The 17,358-nt window shown below is 61.0% G+C and carries 12 protein-coding genes; 3 read left to right on the forward strand and 9 right to left on the reverse strand.

Annotated elements, in window-relative coordinates; all coding sequences use genetic code 11:
- Positions 1-15: 15 nt before the first annotated feature.
- The 4 genes from AB4Y36_RS32580 to AB4Y36_RS32595 all read right to left on the reverse strand — a co-directional run bounded on the left by AB4Y36_RS32580 (position 16) and on the right by AB4Y36_RS32595 (position 4,946).
- On the reverse strand, positions 16-1,725 hold the full coding sequence (locus AB4Y36_RS32580) for an FAD-binding protein (RefSeq protein WP_069268807.1): 1,710 nt from the start codon (positions 1,723-1,725) through the stop codon (positions 16-18).
- The gene (locus AB4Y36_RS32585) at positions 1,725-3,083 is read right to left on the reverse strand and encodes an SRPBCC family protein (protein WP_368685188.1); all 1,359 of its coding nucleotides are present in this window, start codon (positions 3,081-3,083) and stop codon (positions 1,725-1,727) included. Before AB4Y36_RS32585 ends, AB4Y36_RS32580 begins: the two co-directional genes overlap by 1 nt.
- A 178-nt stretch (positions 3,084-3,261) precedes the next feature.
- Complete coding sequence (locus AB4Y36_RS32590) at positions 3,262-4,194, reverse strand: electron transfer flavoprotein subunit alpha/FixB family protein (protein WP_368685189.1); 933 nt, start codon at positions 4,192-4,194, stop codon at positions 3,262-3,264.
- Positions 4,195-4,196: 2 nt separating this feature from the next.
- Positions 4,197-4,946: an electron transfer flavoprotein subunit beta/FixA family protein gene (locus tag AB4Y36_RS32595; RefSeq protein WP_069268810.1), complete on the reverse strand. Its 750-nt coding sequence runs from the start codon at positions 4,944-4,946 to the stop codon at positions 4,197-4,199.
- A 137-nt stretch (positions 4,947-5,083) separates the two neighbouring features.
- Between AB4Y36_RS32595 and AB4Y36_RS32600 the strand changes: the two genes are divergently transcribed.
- Both AB4Y36_RS32600 and AB4Y36_RS32605 read left to right on the forward strand, forming a co-directional pair.
- Positions 5,084-6,109 (forward strand): NAD(P)-dependent alcohol dehydrogenase, encoded by a 1,026-nt coding sequence (locus AB4Y36_RS32600; RefSeq protein WP_368685190.1) that lies wholly within the window; start codon positions 5,084-5,086, stop codon positions 6,107-6,109.
- Positions 6,110-6,126: 17 nt separating this feature from the next.
- Positions 6,127-6,909, forward strand: a complete 783-nt coding sequence (locus tag AB4Y36_RS32605) for an SDR family oxidoreductase (protein WP_342947375.1) — start codon at positions 6,127-6,129, stop codon at positions 6,907-6,909.
- A gap of 127 nt (positions 6,910-7,036) precedes the next feature.
- Here AB4Y36_RS32605 and AB4Y36_RS32610 read toward each other — a convergent pair whose 3' ends face one another.
- The 5 genes from AB4Y36_RS32610 to AB4Y36_RS32630 form a co-directional block, all read right to left on the reverse strand.
- On the reverse strand, positions 7,037-9,520 hold the full coding sequence (locus AB4Y36_RS32610) for an RND family transporter (RefSeq protein ID WP_368685191.1): 2,484 nt from the start codon (positions 9,518-9,520) through the stop codon (positions 7,037-7,039).
- A gap of 12 nt (positions 9,521-9,532) precedes the next feature.
- Positions 9,533-10,597: a YCF48-related protein gene (locus AB4Y36_RS32615; RefSeq protein WP_342947373.1), complete on the reverse strand. Its 1,065-nt coding sequence runs from the start codon at positions 10,595-10,597 to the stop codon at positions 9,533-9,535.
- 125 nt (positions 10,598-10,722) lie between these two features.
- The gene (locus tag AB4Y36_RS32620) at positions 10,723-12,084 is read right to left on the reverse strand and encodes a DUF1329 domain-containing protein (RefSeq protein ID WP_176732938.1); all 1,362 of its coding nucleotides are present in this window, start codon (positions 12,082-12,084) and stop codon (positions 10,723-10,725) included.
- 144 nt (positions 12,085-12,228) lie between these two features.
- Positions 12,229-13,578, reverse strand: coding sequence for a DUF1329 domain-containing protein (locus AB4Y36_RS32625; protein ID WP_069266532.1), 1,350 nt, complete (start codon positions 13,576-13,578; stop codon positions 12,229-12,231).
- Positions 13,579-13,592: 14 nt separating this feature from the next.
- Positions 13,593-15,284: a DUF1302 domain-containing protein gene (locus AB4Y36_RS32630; protein ID WP_368610278.1), complete on the reverse strand. Its 1,692-nt coding sequence runs from the start codon at positions 15,282-15,284 to the stop codon at positions 13,593-13,595.
- Positions 15,285-16,663: 1,379 nt separating this feature from the next.
- Here AB4Y36_RS32630 and AB4Y36_RS32635 point away from each other — a divergent pair.
- Positions 16,664-17,323: a TetR/AcrR family transcriptional regulator gene (locus tag AB4Y36_RS32635; protein ID WP_069266531.1), complete on the forward strand. Its 660-nt coding sequence runs from the start codon at positions 16,664-16,666 to the stop codon at positions 17,321-17,323.
- Positions 17,324-17,358 lie beyond the last annotated feature (35 nt).

Here is a 17,358-nt window from a genome sequence, read left to right on the forward strand (position 1 = left end):
CGTATCTCTCCTGTCTCACCAGATTTTTGGCGCGCCGCTTGCATGGAGCGCCGCGATATAACCAAATACGAACGACGCGCCGATACTGCTGCCGGCGCCCGGATAGCAGCGGCCGACAACGGATGCCGTGCAGTTGCCGGTGGCGTACAGGCCGGGAATCTGCGTGCCGTCATCCCTGAGCACGCGAGCGTATTCGTCGGTCACGAGGCCGCCCGCCGTACCTACGTCGCCGGGGTACATGCGCACGGCGTAGAACGGGCCCTCTTCGATCGGCCCGAGGTTCGGGTTCGGCTTGATGGTCGGGTCGCCATGACAGCGATCGAATGCGCGCGAACCACGCCCGTAGTCTTCGTCGACGCCCGTTTCGCAGAAGCCGTTGAAGCGCTCGATCGTTTTGAGCAGACCAGCGCGGTCGATATGGCATTTCGCGGCCAGTTCTTCGAGCGTATCGGCCTTGATCATGTAGCCGCTGTCGAGCCACTTCTCAGGAATCTGCCCCGGCATGGCGGTGCCCCACGGGTAATACTTGCGCTGCCGGCTGTCCATGACGACCCACGCGGGCACGGCCTTGCCGGTCTCCTTGTGGCGCTGGTACATGCGCTGGCCGATTTCCATGTAGGCGCCCGCTTCGTCGCAGAAGCGTTCGCCATCCTGATCAACCATGATGGAAAACGGCAGCGAGAGGTCGAGGTGATGCATGAACGGCAGCGGTGAACCGTCCGGCGCGCGCGCGCCCTCGGGCAGTTCTTCGTTGGGGCCGAGCGACGTCACGACCCACCACGCCTCCTCCATGCAGTCCACGGCGCCGCCGAGCGCGATGGCGGCTTGCAGGATTTCGCCGGTATCGCCCGGATTCGCGTTCGTCCAAGCCGCCGATGAAGGCTGCGGCTGGTATTTGCGGCGCATTTCCGCGTTGTGCGAAAAGCCGCCGGTGTTGAGCAGCACGCCTTCGCGAGCCTGGATGCGCATTTCGCGGCCGCTGCGGACCGCAACGATGCCGGTCACGCGCCCGTCCTCGACAATGAGTTCGCGCACTGGCGTGTCGGTCCAGATCGGCACGTTCGCACGCAACGCCATCTGCAGCATGCGCCCCTGAATCGCCGCGCCGTTGGCAACCAGCTCTTTGCCCGTGATCTTCTGATACAGCATGCGGCCGCCAAGCTGCATCGCCTTGCGCTTGCCGCCCCACGTGCGCTTCATCAGAAAGAGTTGCGGATATTCGTCCGAATTGGCCGGCATCGAAGGGCCCTTGTAGCGCGACAGACGCGGCGCCCATTCGCCCAGCTCCTTCACGTCGAACAGCTTTGCCAGCAGCGAACGGCCACGCGGCTCGCCACCGGGCAGCGTGTCGTAGTAGTCGGACCAGCCGTCCGCGTACACGAACTGCATACCCTGCTGTTCGAGGAACTCGGCCATCTTCGGTCCGGTGCGCAGATACGCCTCGCGCCGCGCCTCCGATGTGCCCGGGCCTTGATAGGTCACCGCCGCGTCGAAGTACTGGCGCGCGCGTTCATACGAATCGCTCACGCCGTGACGCTTCATCACGTGATTGTTAGGCAACCACCACACCCCGCCCGAATAACCGGTCGAGCCGCCGACCTTCGGCAGCTTCTCGATGATGAGCGCATCCTTGCCCACGGACTTGCAGGCAAGCGCAGCGCACATCGAACCGCCACCGCTGCCGACCACCACGAAATCGTAGCTAGCGTCCCAGGTCCCCGACATCACCCCTCCTGCGCGATGAATTCGCGCAGCGCGCGATGGAAGTTCGACACCGACGTTTCCTGCAGCGGATTCGTGCGCGAACCCTTGAACCCGCGCGACTTCATGCCCTGCTGCACGTTGGTCATGTTCTGGAAGTCCTGCCACAGGATCAGGCCGAAGTTTTCCTGCGCGTTCTCTTTCCAGTCGTCCACGCCGTAATAGAACTCACGCTTCAACGGCGGCTCCGCACCCGGCGCGAAGCGCTGAAGCGACCAGATGTCGTAGATGCACGAATCGGGGTTGTCGCCGTCCGGCCGCGCACGATAGAACAGCGCGCCATCGGGGTACGGCAGAAACACGAGATTCGGAAACACGTGCCAGTCCGCACCCGCGCGACCGAGCTGCTCGAACGTAATCTCGGGCCAGCCCGCACCTTCTGCGATAGCCGCTTCGCGCTGGAACTCCATCGCCTTCCCCAAGACTTCGAACTGGTTGCCCGACGGCGACATTTCGTGCATCAAACGCTTCGCGGCTTCATAGTCGCGAGCCGTGTTGATCGCCTTGAGCGTTTCTTCCATGACGCGGAAGAAGTTCACGAGACCCTGCCGCACGTCTTCAGGCATGGGCTTGCCAGTGCGCGGCGACGGCGCGCCGATCATGCGCGTGGCCGTCGAGTACCCGAACATGCCGTGGCGGCCGTAGGCGAAGCTGCGCGTTACGTCGTCGCCGGCAACGTCGAGCAACTGCGGATGCGTTGCGGCAACGTGATAGCCTTCGTTGAACGCTTCGAGTGCGACCTTCCAGTTGCACGGCAGGCGAATCGACTTGTACCAGCGGTAGCGCATCTTCTCGAACTCGAAGCAGTTCGTGATCTCCGGCACCGGATCGAGGAATCTTGCGAGCGGTTCGGCGTTCGGATCCATGTTGATGAAAACGAAACCGCCCCACGTGTCCACCAGAACGTCGGTGAGACGCAGATCGCCATCGGCCATTTCCGGACAGCCTTCCCAGTCTTGCCGGTCGAGCACGCGCGCCACGCTGCCGTCCAGATTCCACTGCCAGCCGTGATAGGCGCAGTGAAACTTCGCGGCCTTGCCGCAACCGTTGGTCAAGCGGCGCCCGCGATGCTGGCAGACGTTGAAAAAGGCCTTGATTTCTTCAGCCGACTTGCGCACGACGATGATCGACTCGCCCGCCACATCGAAAGTCACGTAGTCGCCGACGTTGGGAATCTCCTCCAGGCGGCAGGCAACCTGCCACACGCGCGGCCACAGGCGCTCGTTCTCCCGCTCGAGAAACTGCTTCGACAGGTAACTGTCCTTCGGGACGAAATCGAGTCTGACCGTGTGCGCACCCGAATCGGGACCTCTGTTACCCATGGATATCTCCTTGATGTGGCCGGCGTAGGCGCCGGTTCCGGCTTTTTATGTCGCGGCCGCTCGTTTTGCAGCCCGGTCGGTAACCAATATGCAACTATCGGTGCAATTTTCGTGAACGGCGTTCAGATGCTAGGCCTGCGCCCGGATTGCTGTCAATCCGGATGAACGTCAATCGAACTCAATCGAGCGCCGCGGTCAGTGCGGGTACCGCTTCGAACAGATCGGCGGTGAGACCGTAATCGGCCACCTGAAAAATCGGGGCCTCGCTGTCCTTGTTGATTGCGACGATGACTTTCGAGTCCTTCATGCCCGCAAGGTGCTGAATAGCGCCGGAGATGCCGACGGCGATATACAACCGGGGCGCGACGATCTTGCCGGTCTGCCCGACTTGATAGTCGTTCGGCACGAAACCGGCATCGACGGCCGCGCGCGAAGCGCCGACGGCCGCACCAAGCTTGTCCGCGAGCGCATCGAGCAGCTTGAAGTTATCGCCGTTCTGCATGCCGCGACCGCCCGACACGACGATGTTCGCCGCGGAAAGCTCCGGGCGGCTCGACTTCGTGAGTTCCTGACCGACAAAACGGGCCCTATCGAAGGCCTGTGCCGTGGCAATCGCGCGCGCGGGCGCGGTGCCCGAACCGGTGGCCGCCGCATCGAAAGCGGTCGGGCGGATCGTGATGACCTTGATGGTATCGGACGATTGCACCGTTGCGAGTGCATTGCCCGCGTAGATCGGACGCACGAATACATCGGGCGCCCTGATGGCGACGACATCGGAAATCTGCGCGCTGTCGAGCAACGCCGCCACGCGGGGCATGAAGTTCTTGCCCACGGCCGTCGAAGCGGCAATCACATGCGTATAGCCGCTGGCAAGTGAAACAACGAGAAAGGCGAGATTTTCCGGCAGCGCGTGCGCGTACTCGGGTGCGTCCGCCACCAGCACCTCGGCGACGCCGGCAATGCTGGCCGCTTGCTCCACCACGGCCGCGGCGCCGTGGCCCGCCACCAGCACATGAATGTCGCCGCCCGCTGCGCCCGCCGCCGTGACGGCGTTGAGCGTGGCCCGCTGCAGGGTTGCGTTGTCGTGTTCGGCGATTACGAGAATAGTCATGATCAGATCACCTTCGCTTCGTTGCGAAGCTTTTCAATCAGCGCTGCAACATCCGGAACCATTACGCCGCCTTTACGCGCCGGCGGCTCAGTCACTTCGAGAACCTTCAAACGAGGCGCGACGTCAACGTTCAGCGCCTCGGGACTCAGCGTCTCCAGCGGTTTCTTCTTCGCCTTCATGATGTTGGGGAGCGTCACATAGCGCGGGCTATTCAGGCGCAGATCGGTCGTGACCACCGCTGGCAGATCGAGCGCGACACGTTCAAGACCACCGTCGATCTCACGTGTAACGAGCAGTTGCCGCTCGTCTACTTCCGTCTTGAACGCGAATGTCGCTTGCGGCCAGCCGAGCAATGCGGCGAGCTTTTGACCGGTTTGACCAGCGTCGTTGTCGATGGCCTGCTTGCCGAGCAACACCAGCTGCGGGTTTTCCCGCGACGCAACGGCGCTCAGCAGTTTGGCGACTGCGAGAGGCTGCAGGTCGGCATCGCTTTCGACGAGCACTGCGCGATCCGCCCCCATGGCGAGCGCCGTGCGCAACACCTCCTGCGATTGCGCAGTTCCCGCCGATACCACGACGACTTCACTCGCAATACCCGCTTCCTTGAGGCGCACCGCCTCCTCCACCGCGATCTCGTCGAACGGGTTCATGGCCATTTTCACGTTGGCCAGATCGACGCCCGAACCATCGGCTTTCACCCGCGGTTTCACGTTGTAGTCGATCACGCGCTTCACCGCGACCAGTATCTTCAATTTGACGCTCCGAACGCTTTGTTGAACAATGTTCTATATTCTGAACTCATCTTTTTGCGGCTGTCAACGAGAAGAATGAACAAGGCGTCATTCGGCAACGAATTTGGCGCTCTCGTTCACCACCATGGAGACAACGAATGAAGCTCTATCGATGCGAACGTTTTGAGGGAATCTCAGGCTTGGCGCTACACGAGGAACCCGATCCACCGCAGCCTGGCTCGCATGAGGTGCTGGTGCAGGTCAACGCAAGTTCACTGAATTTTCGCGAGCTCTTGCTGATGAACGGCGCATTTCGCGACTGGATGGCGCCCAACTTCATTCCTGCCTCGGACGGCGCCGGCGTCGTGCTTGCAGTCGGTTCTGGCGTTCGGCGTTTCAAGCCCGGCGACCGGGTGATGGCGAATTTCGCGGAAAACTGGCATGGCGGCGCCCGCCCGCAACACGCGGATATGCTGGGCCGCGGCGCGATAGTCGAAGGCATGCTGCGCGACAAGGCGGTGCTGAACGAGGAGGAACTGGTTAGCGTTCCGGATCATCTCTCGGACGAGGAGGCTGCAACGCTGCCTTGCGCCGCCGTCACCGCATGGAACGCGTTGTGCGGGCATGCGCCCCTTCTGCCGGGCCAGAGCGTCCTCGTGCAAGGGACGGGCGGCGTATCGATTTTCGCGCTGCAGCTTGCGCGTCTGTTCGGCGCTCGCGTGATTGCCACGTCGTCGAGCGATGCGAAGCTCAAACGCCTCGCGCAATTAGGCGCCGACGCCACCATCAACTACCGCGAAACGCCGCAATGGGACGACGCCGTGCTGCGCTTGACCGATGGACTGGGCGTCGACGTCGTCGTCGAGGTGGGAGGCGCGCAAACCTTCGGCAAGTCCGTTGCCGCCACACGGGATGGCGGCCGGATCAGCGTCGTGGGGCTGCTAACCGGCGCGCCCTCTACGGGCGAGGGATTCTTCACGCGCGGCCTGTCGATCGCGCCGATCCGCGTCGGTTCCCGTCAGGATTTCGAAGCGATGAATCGCGCGATCGGGCTGCACAAACTGCGGCCCGTAATCGACTCGGTTTATGACTTTGCACATGTACCGGATGCGCTGCGGCACCTCGAAAGCCAGCAGCATTTCGGCAAGATCGTCATTCGCCACCCGCAAGCAGCCACTGCATGATCGATGGGAGTCAGACTATGAAACTGTTTTCACTGGAAGGGCAGATTGCGCTCGTCACCGGAGCGTCACGCGGCCTCGGCTTCGCCATGGCAAGTGCGTTGGCGTCGGCGGGTGCGACCGTCATTCTTTGCGCGCGATCGCGCGAGAGTCTGGAAACTGCCGCGGAATCGATCAGGAAGACGGGCGGCAGCGTCGACGTGGAACCGTTCGATCTCACGGATCAAGACGCGATCAGAAGCGGCGTACGCAACGTCCTTGCGCGTCATGGACGCATCGACGTCCTGCTCAACAATGCCGGCATTTGCGAATGGAGCGATTTTCTTCAGTCGAACGTTGAAATGTGGCAAAGGACGATGGATACCAACGTCACGGCCGCGTATCTGCTCGCGCAGGAAGTCGCTCGTCCCATGATCGAACGCGGGCACGGACGCATCATCAACGTGGGTTCCTACGTTTCGGTGCTCGGCCGGGAGAAGCTCCAGGCATACGTGGCCAGCAAGCACGCGGTCGCCGGGCTCACGAAATCGCTCGGCGCGGAGTTGGGCCGCCACGGCATTCGTTGCAACGGTATCTGTCCCGGCTATTTCCTCACCGATATGGCCGAGCCCGTTACATCGAATCCGCAAATGAAGGAGATCGTCCGCTCGCATATCTCGGTTGGACGCTGGGGGAACCCGGAAGAACTCGGCGGCGTAGCCGTGTTTCTCGCCTCCGAGGCCAGCTCCTACATGAATGGCCAGATGCTGATGGTGGACGGCGGCGTCTCGGAGATCCTCAGCTTCTCGATGTCCGTGGTGTAGGCCTGCCCAGCACCGTCCGCCCCGACGTTTCCTGACTTGCACGCAATTCGGCCGCCATCTTCGCAGATGGCGGCCCGCCACATTCTTTCTGCGGGCAGTGCCGCGTAACGCGGCACATGCGACACGGTCACGACCGCAGGGTCACCTCGCCACTGCGGGCTTCGACCTGCGACGAACCCTTCGCCGCGGCTTTCGCCACTGCCTTGCGGGTGATCCCTTGCAACAGGAAATGCGACAGCGCCGGGATCAGGATCAGCGCACCGATCATGTTCCACAGGAACATGAACGTAAGCAGGATGCCCATATCGGCCTGAAACTTGATCGGCGAGAATGCCCACGTCACCACCCCCGCGGCCAGTGTCACACCCACCAGCGCCACCACCTTGCCCGTGAACTGCACCGCGTGGCGGTAGGCCACCTTCAGCGGCTGCCCTGTGCGCTGGTACGCGAGCTGCACGCTCAGCAGGTACAGCGCGTAGTCCACCCCGATCCCGACCCCCAGCGCAATCACCGGCAGCGTCGCCACCTTCACGCCAATACCCAGCTTGACCATGAGCGCCTCGCACAGCACCGACGTAATGCCGAGCGGAACGACCGCCACCACCACCGCGCGCCAGCTGCGGAACGTGATGAAGCACAGCAGGATCACCGCCGCGTACACCATGAACAGCATCGTGCGGTTCGCCTTCGCAACGACCACGTTCGTCACCGCGTCAATACCCGCCGAGCCCGCCGCCATCAGGAACTGGTGGTCCGCGTCACTGTGCGCCTTCGCGAACTCCTCGGCCACCTCCATCACACGCGAGAGCGTTGCCGCCTTGTGGTCCGTCAGATACGCAATGACCGGCGCCGTACCGCACGTCTGGCTGATCAGGTCCGGATGGTCCAGCAGGATCTGCCAGACCGTCTTGTTGATGATCGACGGCACACGATCGATCGTGTACCACTTCGGATAGCCCTCGTAGAAGCCCGAGGTCATCCAGCGCGTCAGGCCACCCACCGAGGTCGTCGTCTGCACGCCCGGAACGCCGCGCAGTGCGGTCTCGAGGCGGTCCGCCTCCAGCACGAGCGGGAAGTTGTTCGCGTCGCAGGTGCCGTGCGACGACTTGCCGACCACCACGAACAGATCGCTCGACAGCCCGAAGTGCGCGTTGATGTACGCGTTGTCGAGGTTGTAGCGCGAGTTCGGGCGCAGCTCCGGTGCGCCGCTATCCAGGTCGCCGATCTGCAGGTGCTGGCTGATCGACCAGCCGACTGCCGTGAGCGCCGCCGCGCACACGATCGCGCCCACCGCCCAGCGGCGCTCGGTGAACCGGTCCAGCAGGTTCCAGAGCGCACCCGCGGACGAGGTGCCGCGTTCGTCGTTCTGCTCGCCACGCACGCTGCGACGTGCCGCCGACGGACTCACACCCACATACGAGAGCAGCACCGGCAGGAGCAGCAGATTCGTGAAGACAAGCACGCCCACGCCCACGCTCGCCGTGAAGGCCAGGTCCTTGATCACCGGAATGTCGATCACCATCAGCACGGCGAAGCCGACGACGTCCGCGAGCAGCGCCGTGAGTCCGGCCAGGAAGAGCCGCCGGAACGTATAGCGCGCGGCGACGTAGCGGTGTGTGCCGCGCCCGATGTCCTGCGTGATGCCGTTCATCTTCTGCGCGCCATGCGACACGCCGATCGCGAACACGAGGAACGGCACCAGCACCGAATACGGATCAAGCACGTAGCCGAGCGTGCTGATGATGCCCAGCTGCCAGACCACGGCGATGAGCGAGCAGGCCACCACCAGCAGCGTGCTGCGATAGCAGCGGGTGTACAGAAAGATCACGGTGAGCGCAATCGCCGCGGCGATACCAAAGTACATCGCCACCTGCTTCAGACCCGCGATCAGGTCTCCGATCAGCCTGGCGAAGCCCACCACGTGCACGCGCACCTCGCCCCGGCCTTCGGTCTTGATGACCTCGTCGATCTGGCGCGAGAGCTTTGCGTAGTCAAGCGCCTTGCCCGTATCGGCGTAGTGGTCCAGCAGCGGCAGCTGGATCATGCTCGAATGCAGGTCGTTGGATACGAGGCTGCCAACGATATTGGCGCGCGCCACGTTCGTACGCAGCTGTGTAATCGCCTGAGTCGAACTGTCGAAGCCGTCCGGCATGACGGGACCGCCCGCGAAGCCCTTCTCGGTCACCACGTTCCAGCGCACGATCGGCATCCACAGCGATTTCACACCCGGGCGATCAACGCCTGGAATCAGGAACAGGGCATCGTTGATGCGACGCAGTGCCGCCAGGTACTTCGGATCGTAGATGTCGCCGGAAGGATTCTCGACGACGATACGCAGCGAGTTGCCGAGTCCCTTCAGGTCCGCCTTGTTGGCAAGATAGTTCTTGATGTACGGATGCGAGAGCGGAATCATTTTCTCGAAACTCGCATTGACATCGAGCCGCGTCGCCTGAAACCCGAGCACCGCGGTGATGATCGCGCAGATGATCATCAGCCAGGGACGCCGGTTGAAGATCAGCCGCTCGAGCGCATTGCCAGAACGCGAATCGAACTGGGCAAGATCCGCCACGACGGGCATCTTGTCGAATTGGGCATTGTTGCCGCCAGCCATGTCTGCTCCCCCTTATTGCGACTTCGCCAATGTGACGCGCGTCAGGCCTGCTGCGCCGGCCAGCACCGCGGTGTCGTCGCGCAGCGCCATGGCGAAGACCCCGCCCGGCTGGCTCGCGCCCAGTGTGTGGAACGTTGCGCCCTGATCGGTGCTCTCGAGCAGTTCGCCGGCCTGCGTGGCCAGCAGCAGACGACCATTCGGGAGCTCGGCTGAGGCGAGGATGCTCGCGCCGGTTGGCAGCGTGATCTTGCTCCAGGTGGCGCCGCCATCGGTGGAGCGGTAAGCGTTGCCGAGCAGGCCGTACACGACCATCGCGTTGCCAGCCGCGGCGAGTCCGAAGAGGCTGCCCTTCGACGGCGAGGACATCGCAACGAAGCGCTGCCTGTCGGGGTCGAGTTTGAGCAGCAGCCCCTGCTCGCCCACGATATAGAGCGTCCCGTTAATACGCCGCATCGCATGCAGGTTCAGGGCGTCCGGGTTGTCGACGCGGTCAAACCATGGAACCCAGTTCTTGCCGCCGTCTTCGGTATGGAAAATGATGTTGAACGAACCGATGACCCAGCCCGAGCGCTCGTCGTCGAACCAGACGTCGAGGAAAGGACGTCCGCCCTGGTCGGCCACGAAGCGCTGGGCCTCCTCGCGCGAGGCCTTCAAGTCCGGCGAATCGCCCCGCTGCTGCGCGTAATAGTCGGTCATCAGCTTCGCGGCCTGCTCGCCGTCAAGCTGGCGCGTCCAGGTATTGCCGCCATCGGCCGTGTGGAGCACTTCCCCATCGTGTCCGACCGCCCAGCCCAGCGTCGAGGACTTGAAGGTCACCGCAACAAGATCGGCGCTCACTGGCACGTTCACCTGGCGCCAGTGCGCCGCGTCGTCGTCCGAGACGAGAATGACGCCGCGTGGCCCCACCGCGACCAGTCGCTGGCCGGCCTGGGCAACGGCCATCACGGGTTCGTGTGCAGCGCGTGGGTTGGTGATTGCCGGCGAGTGCATCGGGTCGGCAAACCCCGCATAAACCGCACTGCTCGCGAGGCCTGCTGCCGCCACCAGGGCGAGCCAACGAAACATGGTATTGCGCATTGCGTCTCCTTCACAGTTACTGCCGATCGACTCCGCGAACTGTCCTGGGCTTTATGTAATTTTGGCGTGCAGTGCCGGGTCGAACCGGCACTGCAAGTTTGCTGCGCTTACTGCTTTACCGCCTGCTACCGGATACCGCTTGACTGCATGTGCTCCGGCGTAAAGAAGTCATGCGAAAAGCTGCTATTGAAGAAGACGCCCGGCGATTCGGCCGGATGGCTTCCGAAGATATACACACCGCTATTGAAGTCGTAGAACCAGTTGCCCAGCGAATACGGCACTTTGTAATCGTAGGCAGGCACCGTGGTCTGGAAGCCCCCACGATAGAGCTTGCCCGACTGGTCGTACGCGTCCATCATTCCGCCGCCGCCGTCCTCGTCGAAGTACATCGTCTTCTTGCTGTAGATGTGGCGCGAGCCCGGCTTGAGCGTCAATTCCACAACCCACACCCGGTGCAGTTCCCAACGCACATCGTCGGGATTCACGAAGTGCGGCGTCAGGATCTTGCTCGCAGGCGTCTCGTACTGTTGCTTGTAGTCGTTGTACGGGATGTACATCTCCTTCTTGCCGATCAGCTTCGCGTTCCAGCGATCGATCTTCCCGTAGAACAACTGAATGTCGTCCATCGTGATCGCGCCCGAGTAGCCGGGGTTCGGAGTGTCATAGGCCAGGTCTGGCGCGACTCGTACGCGACGCTGACCGGGGTTGTACTCCCACGATTGCTGGTCGTGATCCGCAGTGTCCGTGAAGAACCAGTAAAGCGTGGTATCACCAATCATTCGCGCCGGCGCTACGAAATCATTGTTGATGTACTGCCAGACGGCAGTGCCACCCTTCTTCTTGAATGCATCTTCCTGCTTGAGGTCGAAATACGGGTAGTAAATCGAACTCTTGAATTGCGCCGCGAGGATCGGCGTGCCGCTGGTGTCGACGAGCCACGTCTTTACGTTGTTGCGCTGCGCCGTACCGACGTAGCGCAGTTCCCAGTCCCACATCGCTTCCTGCCCATTGCTGGGCACAGGAAACGGTTTTCCGCCGAATGCGTCTGCCACGAACAGACCGTTCTTTTCGAGCTTCGCACTCTGCGCATTCTTTTCCGAGTTCGCCAGATACCAGTCCGGGTACGAGACGGAACGATGCGTCGGGTAAACATCCATGCGGTACGTCGGGTAGCGCTTGAACAGCTCGAGCGAACTGGCACTCAATTTGTCGGCGTATTGCTGGTAGTTTTGCGCCGTTATCTGCATCGTCGGCTTCTCACCGGCAAACGGATCCGCCCACTTTCCCGAGTCGGGCTTAAAACCCGCCGGCGCCTGCGTAATTCCGCCCGTGTACGCAGGAATCGTCCCGTCCTTGCTGCCGGCAATTTGCGCGCCGAATGGCGTCATCCCGTTCTCGAGCGCGCCAGCCATCGGCGCCATGCAAACAGCCGCTGCAAATGCGAGCGCCTTCATCAACATCAGGTGCTTCTTCAAAGCCTTCACCATCCCTTTCCTGATTAACTCAGAACCAAAAGCAACAACGCTACTTTCGATACCCAACACCCATGTAGAACTTCGTTGCCGAAGCGTCCTGCCCGGCGGGGCCACGCAGGACGCTACTAATTACCTCACTCCTACATCGGCAGGCAATTAGCGCACACCCGCAGACTGCATGCGTTCCGGTGTGTAGTAGTCGGACGGGAAGCTCACGTTAAAGAGAATCCCCGGCGTCTCGGCAGGGTGACTGCCGAAGATGTAAATGCCGCTATTGAAGTCGTAAAACCAGTTGCCGAGCGAATACGGAACCTTGTAGTCGTAGGCGGGCACCGTCGTCTCGAATCCACCGCGATAGAGCTTGCCCGACTGGTCGTAGGCGTCCATCATCCCGCCACCGCCATCTTCATCCAGGTAGAGCATCTTGCGGCCGTAGACGTGGCGCGCACCCGACTTGAGCTTCAGGTCAACGACCCACACACGGTGAAGCTCCCAGCGTACGTGATCCGGATTGACGAAATGCGGTGTGAGGATCTTGCTCGCCGGCGTTTCATACTGCTGCTTGTAGTCGTTGTACGGGATGTACATCTCCTTCTTGCCCACGAGCTTGGCGTCCCAGCGATCGATCCGTCCATAGAACAACTGGATGTCATCCATCGTGATTGCCCCCGAATACCCGGGGTTCGGCGTATCGTAGGCCAGATCCGGCGCCACCCGCACACGACGCTGCCCCGGGTTGTATTCCCAGGACTGCTGATCATGATCCGCCGTATCCATGAAGTACCAGAAGAGGGTCGTATCGCCAATCAAGCGCGCCGGTGCCGCGTAGTCGTTGTACACGTAATACCAGTTTGCGAGGCCCGCTTTTTTCCGGAATTCATCCTCCTTCTTGATATCGAAGTACGGGTAATAGAGCGAGCTCTTGAATTGCGCCGCAAGGATCGGCGTACCACTCGAGTCCACCAACCACGTTTTCACGTTATTGCGTTGGAGCGTACCGACGTAACGCAACTCCCAGTCCCACAACGCTTCCTGCCCATTCTTCGGCACCGGAAACGGCTTTCCGCCAAATGCTCCAGATAGGTAAAGGCCGTTCTTTTCAAGCTTCGCGGTTTGAGCGTTCTTGGTGGAGTTCTCCAAATACCAGTCGGGATACGAAACGCTGCGGTGAGTCGGATAGACATCCATCCTGTAAGTCGGATAGCGCTTGAATAATTCGATTTCCGACGCACTTAATTTGTCCGCGTATTGCTCGTAGTTTTGTGCCGTGATCTGGAGAATGGGTTTTTCACCGGGAAACGGATCCGCCCATTTTCCTGAGTCCGGTTTGAATGCGGCCGGAGCCTGCGTGATGCCCCCGGTATAGGCAGGAATTGTCCCGTCCTTGTTTCCTGCGATCTCGGCGCCAAACGGCGTCAATCCGCTATCGGCGGCTAGCGTGTATGGCGAAGCCCAGATTGCCGCAAGAACCGCAAGCGCCTTAAGAAGCTTTGGGAATCTTTTCACAGCTGTCTCCATTATCAAAACGTCGTCTGATACGTGATGCCGAGCCACGACTTGTCGCTGTACGGCGCGCCGAGAGCGGTTGCGGCGCCCGCCGTCGAGTACCCCTTCTTGTTCATGTAATAGGTGTAGGTGATGTCCACCTCGTGCTTGTTGTAGATTGTGAAGTCGAGCCCGACCACGAACGTATTCTGGCCTTGTGCCTCGGCGGCCGGCGAGATAACGGACGAGTAGCCCTTCAGGTTCAGATTGACGAACAGCGGCATCGTCAGGTCGACCCCAGGGAATACCTGATACCACTGCGGGCTCGCACCGATCCCGAGACCGGCCCAGAAGCGCGTCGAGCAGTTATTGAATGCAGAATTGCCCGATGCCGAACACTGGCCGGTGGTGTCATAGCTGGAATTCGCAAAATTTCCCGCATTCGACTGCACGCTCAACAACTGATTGAACGAGAATTCCGCCTGCAGGAACATGTTGTCCCACAACGGCGACTTGCCGAACGACTGCGTAACGTTCAAAAGACCATGCAGCGTACGGCCGGTCGGCGCGTCGTTGACCGTCGTCGTGTTGACTGCATTGAGCGGCATGTTCCAGCGGTATGAGACTTCCCCAGCCACGGCGGCATTGCCGATAGCACTATTGAAGCCCAGACCGATCAGGTTGACGTCGTTGCCGTATTTCGCCGTGACGCCCGGCAGATTGGTGCCCGGGAAGAGTTGCGGCCCAGCGCCCGGCACGAGCACGGCCGCCCAAGGCATCTTCATGGCGAAGTGGCGATACGTCAGTTCGTAGGTGGTTGCCAGCGAATCAACACGCCACTTGCCGTCAAGACCGATATCACCGATCTGACCTTTGGTCGGCGGTACACGCGGAATCGCGAACGTGCCCAGTCCGGGAATCGTCGTGTAACTGGCCACCGGCGGCCCATAGAGAATCGGATCCGCACCGCCGAAATAGGTGCCGCCTTCTGGCAGGCGATCGTGGTTCCACTCGAAGGTGTATTGCGCCCCGAGGGTGATCGTATCCGTAATGTTCGTCGTCACGTCAGCCTGAGCCGTCGGCAACACGATTTCCTTCAGCGATGCGCTCGGGCTCTGCGTCAGCTTCATCAGATCGAGCGGCGCCTGGCCAATCGCCACCGAGTTGGCGCCGCCCAGCGTAGCAAACGCCGACTGCCCCCAGGTTACCGCCGTACGGCCCAGCTTGACGTTGACAGAATGCCCGCCGAGGTCAAAGGTGTTGAACACGAAGGCATCACGCAACTCGGCGCTCGGTCCCTGGTAATACTTCTTGATGTAGCTTGTGTACTCGTTGTTGGGATAGTTCGGCGGAAATGCAGGATTGCTCGTGTTGTGATTCTTGAACGTCGGGTCGTACCACGCATCCATACTGATGCGAAAGCCCGACGTCTCCTTGTACTTGAAATCGAACTCGCTATAGAGGTTCAGCATCGCCTGGATCGTGCTGAACCTCGGCGTCGACAGATCACCTTCGTCGTAGGTCGGACTGTTCGTGTAGAAGTGATCCGGGTTCTGAAGCCGAATGTCGTAATCCGCACGCACCGTGTTATCCCATTCCATGTCGATGTCCGGGTTCGGCACATCGAAGTGAAATGCATTGGCGTTCGCGCTCCACAACCCGCAAGCCGCCGCGATACAGGTTGCATGCACGCCAAGGCTGATCGCACTTGGCTTCAGGCTCTTCATTTTCATGCGTCTCCTCTTTTCTTTGTCGAACTGCCGCAGAAAAGGCCAAGGCCGTTGGACTGCCGCAGACTTTTAGCTATGAAGCGAAACCGGCCTCCCTACCTCGTCAGCATCGCGTCTCGGGGTCCCCCAAGCGCATCACCAGAATGCGAATGCTGTTCGCAAAGATAAACGCTCGAAACCTGACTGTCAACGCTCGCTCACCCCTATGCGGTACATTTTCTCGAACGCCGTTCACAAACCTGGGTAAACGAGGGTTCGATTTTTGTCATCGGCTTAACTCGGTACATGCATGCCTCGGCCAAGTGGCGCCGACTGCATACGGCGCGCGCGCGTTGTGCCCACGCGTGTTGGCGGCGCTCGCATTTGCGGGGCATTCGCCTCGCCTGTGCGGGTTGGCGATGCGATCTATGGGAGCTTTCGCTGCAACAACCCGGCGGTGGTTCATCAATCGACATGCAGGCCGGACGCGGCCAGGTACCGCCGATCCAAAGCGGTACGCGGTACCGGTCATGGAAGACGCGGCGTTTAGTCTGTCGATTCAATGGTGAACGGAGGAAGAATTGCACGAGCGACCGAAGCGCTTACGGGACCAGGCCGTCTTCCTTGGCAGTCCTTCCATATATGCCGCTGTCGGCCGCGACTTTCGCGATCCGCTACCCCGTTCCTGCGCGAGAGTGCATTGCTGGTTTTCGGGGAGCAGGAGGGAACACGCGCCAGGCCCCATCGTCATGCCGAAAGAAGAAGATCGAAAGCCCCCCCTCCGAGGCGGATGACCGTGCGAGCACACACCTCGTCTGGCTCGAATTCGCGAAGTTATATCGGGTCACGTGCACCGGGGTGGTCGCAGAGGGCGCGAACCATTTTTCGATGAGCGCACGCAAAGAACTTTCTCCAAGTTTCATGCCCTGCTCCTTCAACCGCTCTGTGCGCGCCTCTGACGACCACACTCACGAGTGCAAATGGAGGCACTCACCAGTCAGCCCAGACACCCGGATTCCTCGTGCTCCGGTTGCCGTCGCGAAAGGATCCGTGTGATTGGACGCAAATGTGTCTACTGACTAAATATTAGTAGTCAGCAGACCCATTATCAAGATTCAACCGTACCAGGGGAAATGCCGGTATGGACAAGTCCACCCTATTTTCTAGTAGCATGGGTGATGCTACGGGGCGAGAGCCGCATGTGATCTGGAATCAATTAGTCGTCGGACTACCGTTTATTCGTCGCCTGACTAGCAGTATCATCAGATCAAACTTGCCGCCGTCCGAGCCGAATCGGAAGACGTACCTATCGGGGGCGGGAACAGTTGCCAGTCTTGTTCGTCTCGCCCTTACAACGCGCGCGAGAGGGACAGGAAACGCCAAGGAGAGCACAACAGATGAAAGACCTGACCATCTCATCGGCAGACCTCGACAAGCCGGCAGCAGACGCGCCTCGGCGGCGAGGGAACAGATCTACACGTGTGCCAGCCATCATTGAAGTGGCGATCGAAGTCTTCGCATCGGAAGGCAACGCTGGATTCACGCAACGCCGCATCGCCAGCGACGCAGGCATCCGGCTGAGGACCCTGCAGCACTATTTCAGCACCCGCGAAGAACTATTGCGGGCCACGATAGAGGCATTCACGAATCGCTATTTCGAACACTATCAGGCGATCACGCAGGACAAACACCGGCCACCGGAGGCCCGGCTGGACATGATCGTCGAAGAGGCATTCTCTGTGCTGACGGCACCCGGCGGCAATCGCGTTAGCGCCTTTGTGCTGGAAACCTGGAGCCTGGCTGAACACGAACCGTATCTCCATGCCCTGATGGCCAAATCCACTGCGGATTTCCAGGTTCTTCTCGCGGAACTGATCGCGGAAATCAACCCAACCTTGGCGTCCGCGGAATGTACGCTGCGTGGCGCCCTGCTTCTTTCCCATCTGCAAGGTCTGGTCGTCTTTCTTCGCCGGTCGGGGACGAATACACCCGAGCGGGATTCATTCCGTCACGCCATGAAGGTCGTCTGGCGTGCGCTGAGCAAAGCGTCTCCATGAATCTGAAGTTCAGGTGCGCGCAGCACGGGTAGCGG

Source organism: Paraburkholderia sp. BR10936 (assembly GCF_040965735.1).
Lineage (GTDB): Bacteria > Pseudomonadota > Gammaproteobacteria > Burkholderiales > Burkholderiaceae > Paraburkholderia > Paraburkholderia nodosa_A.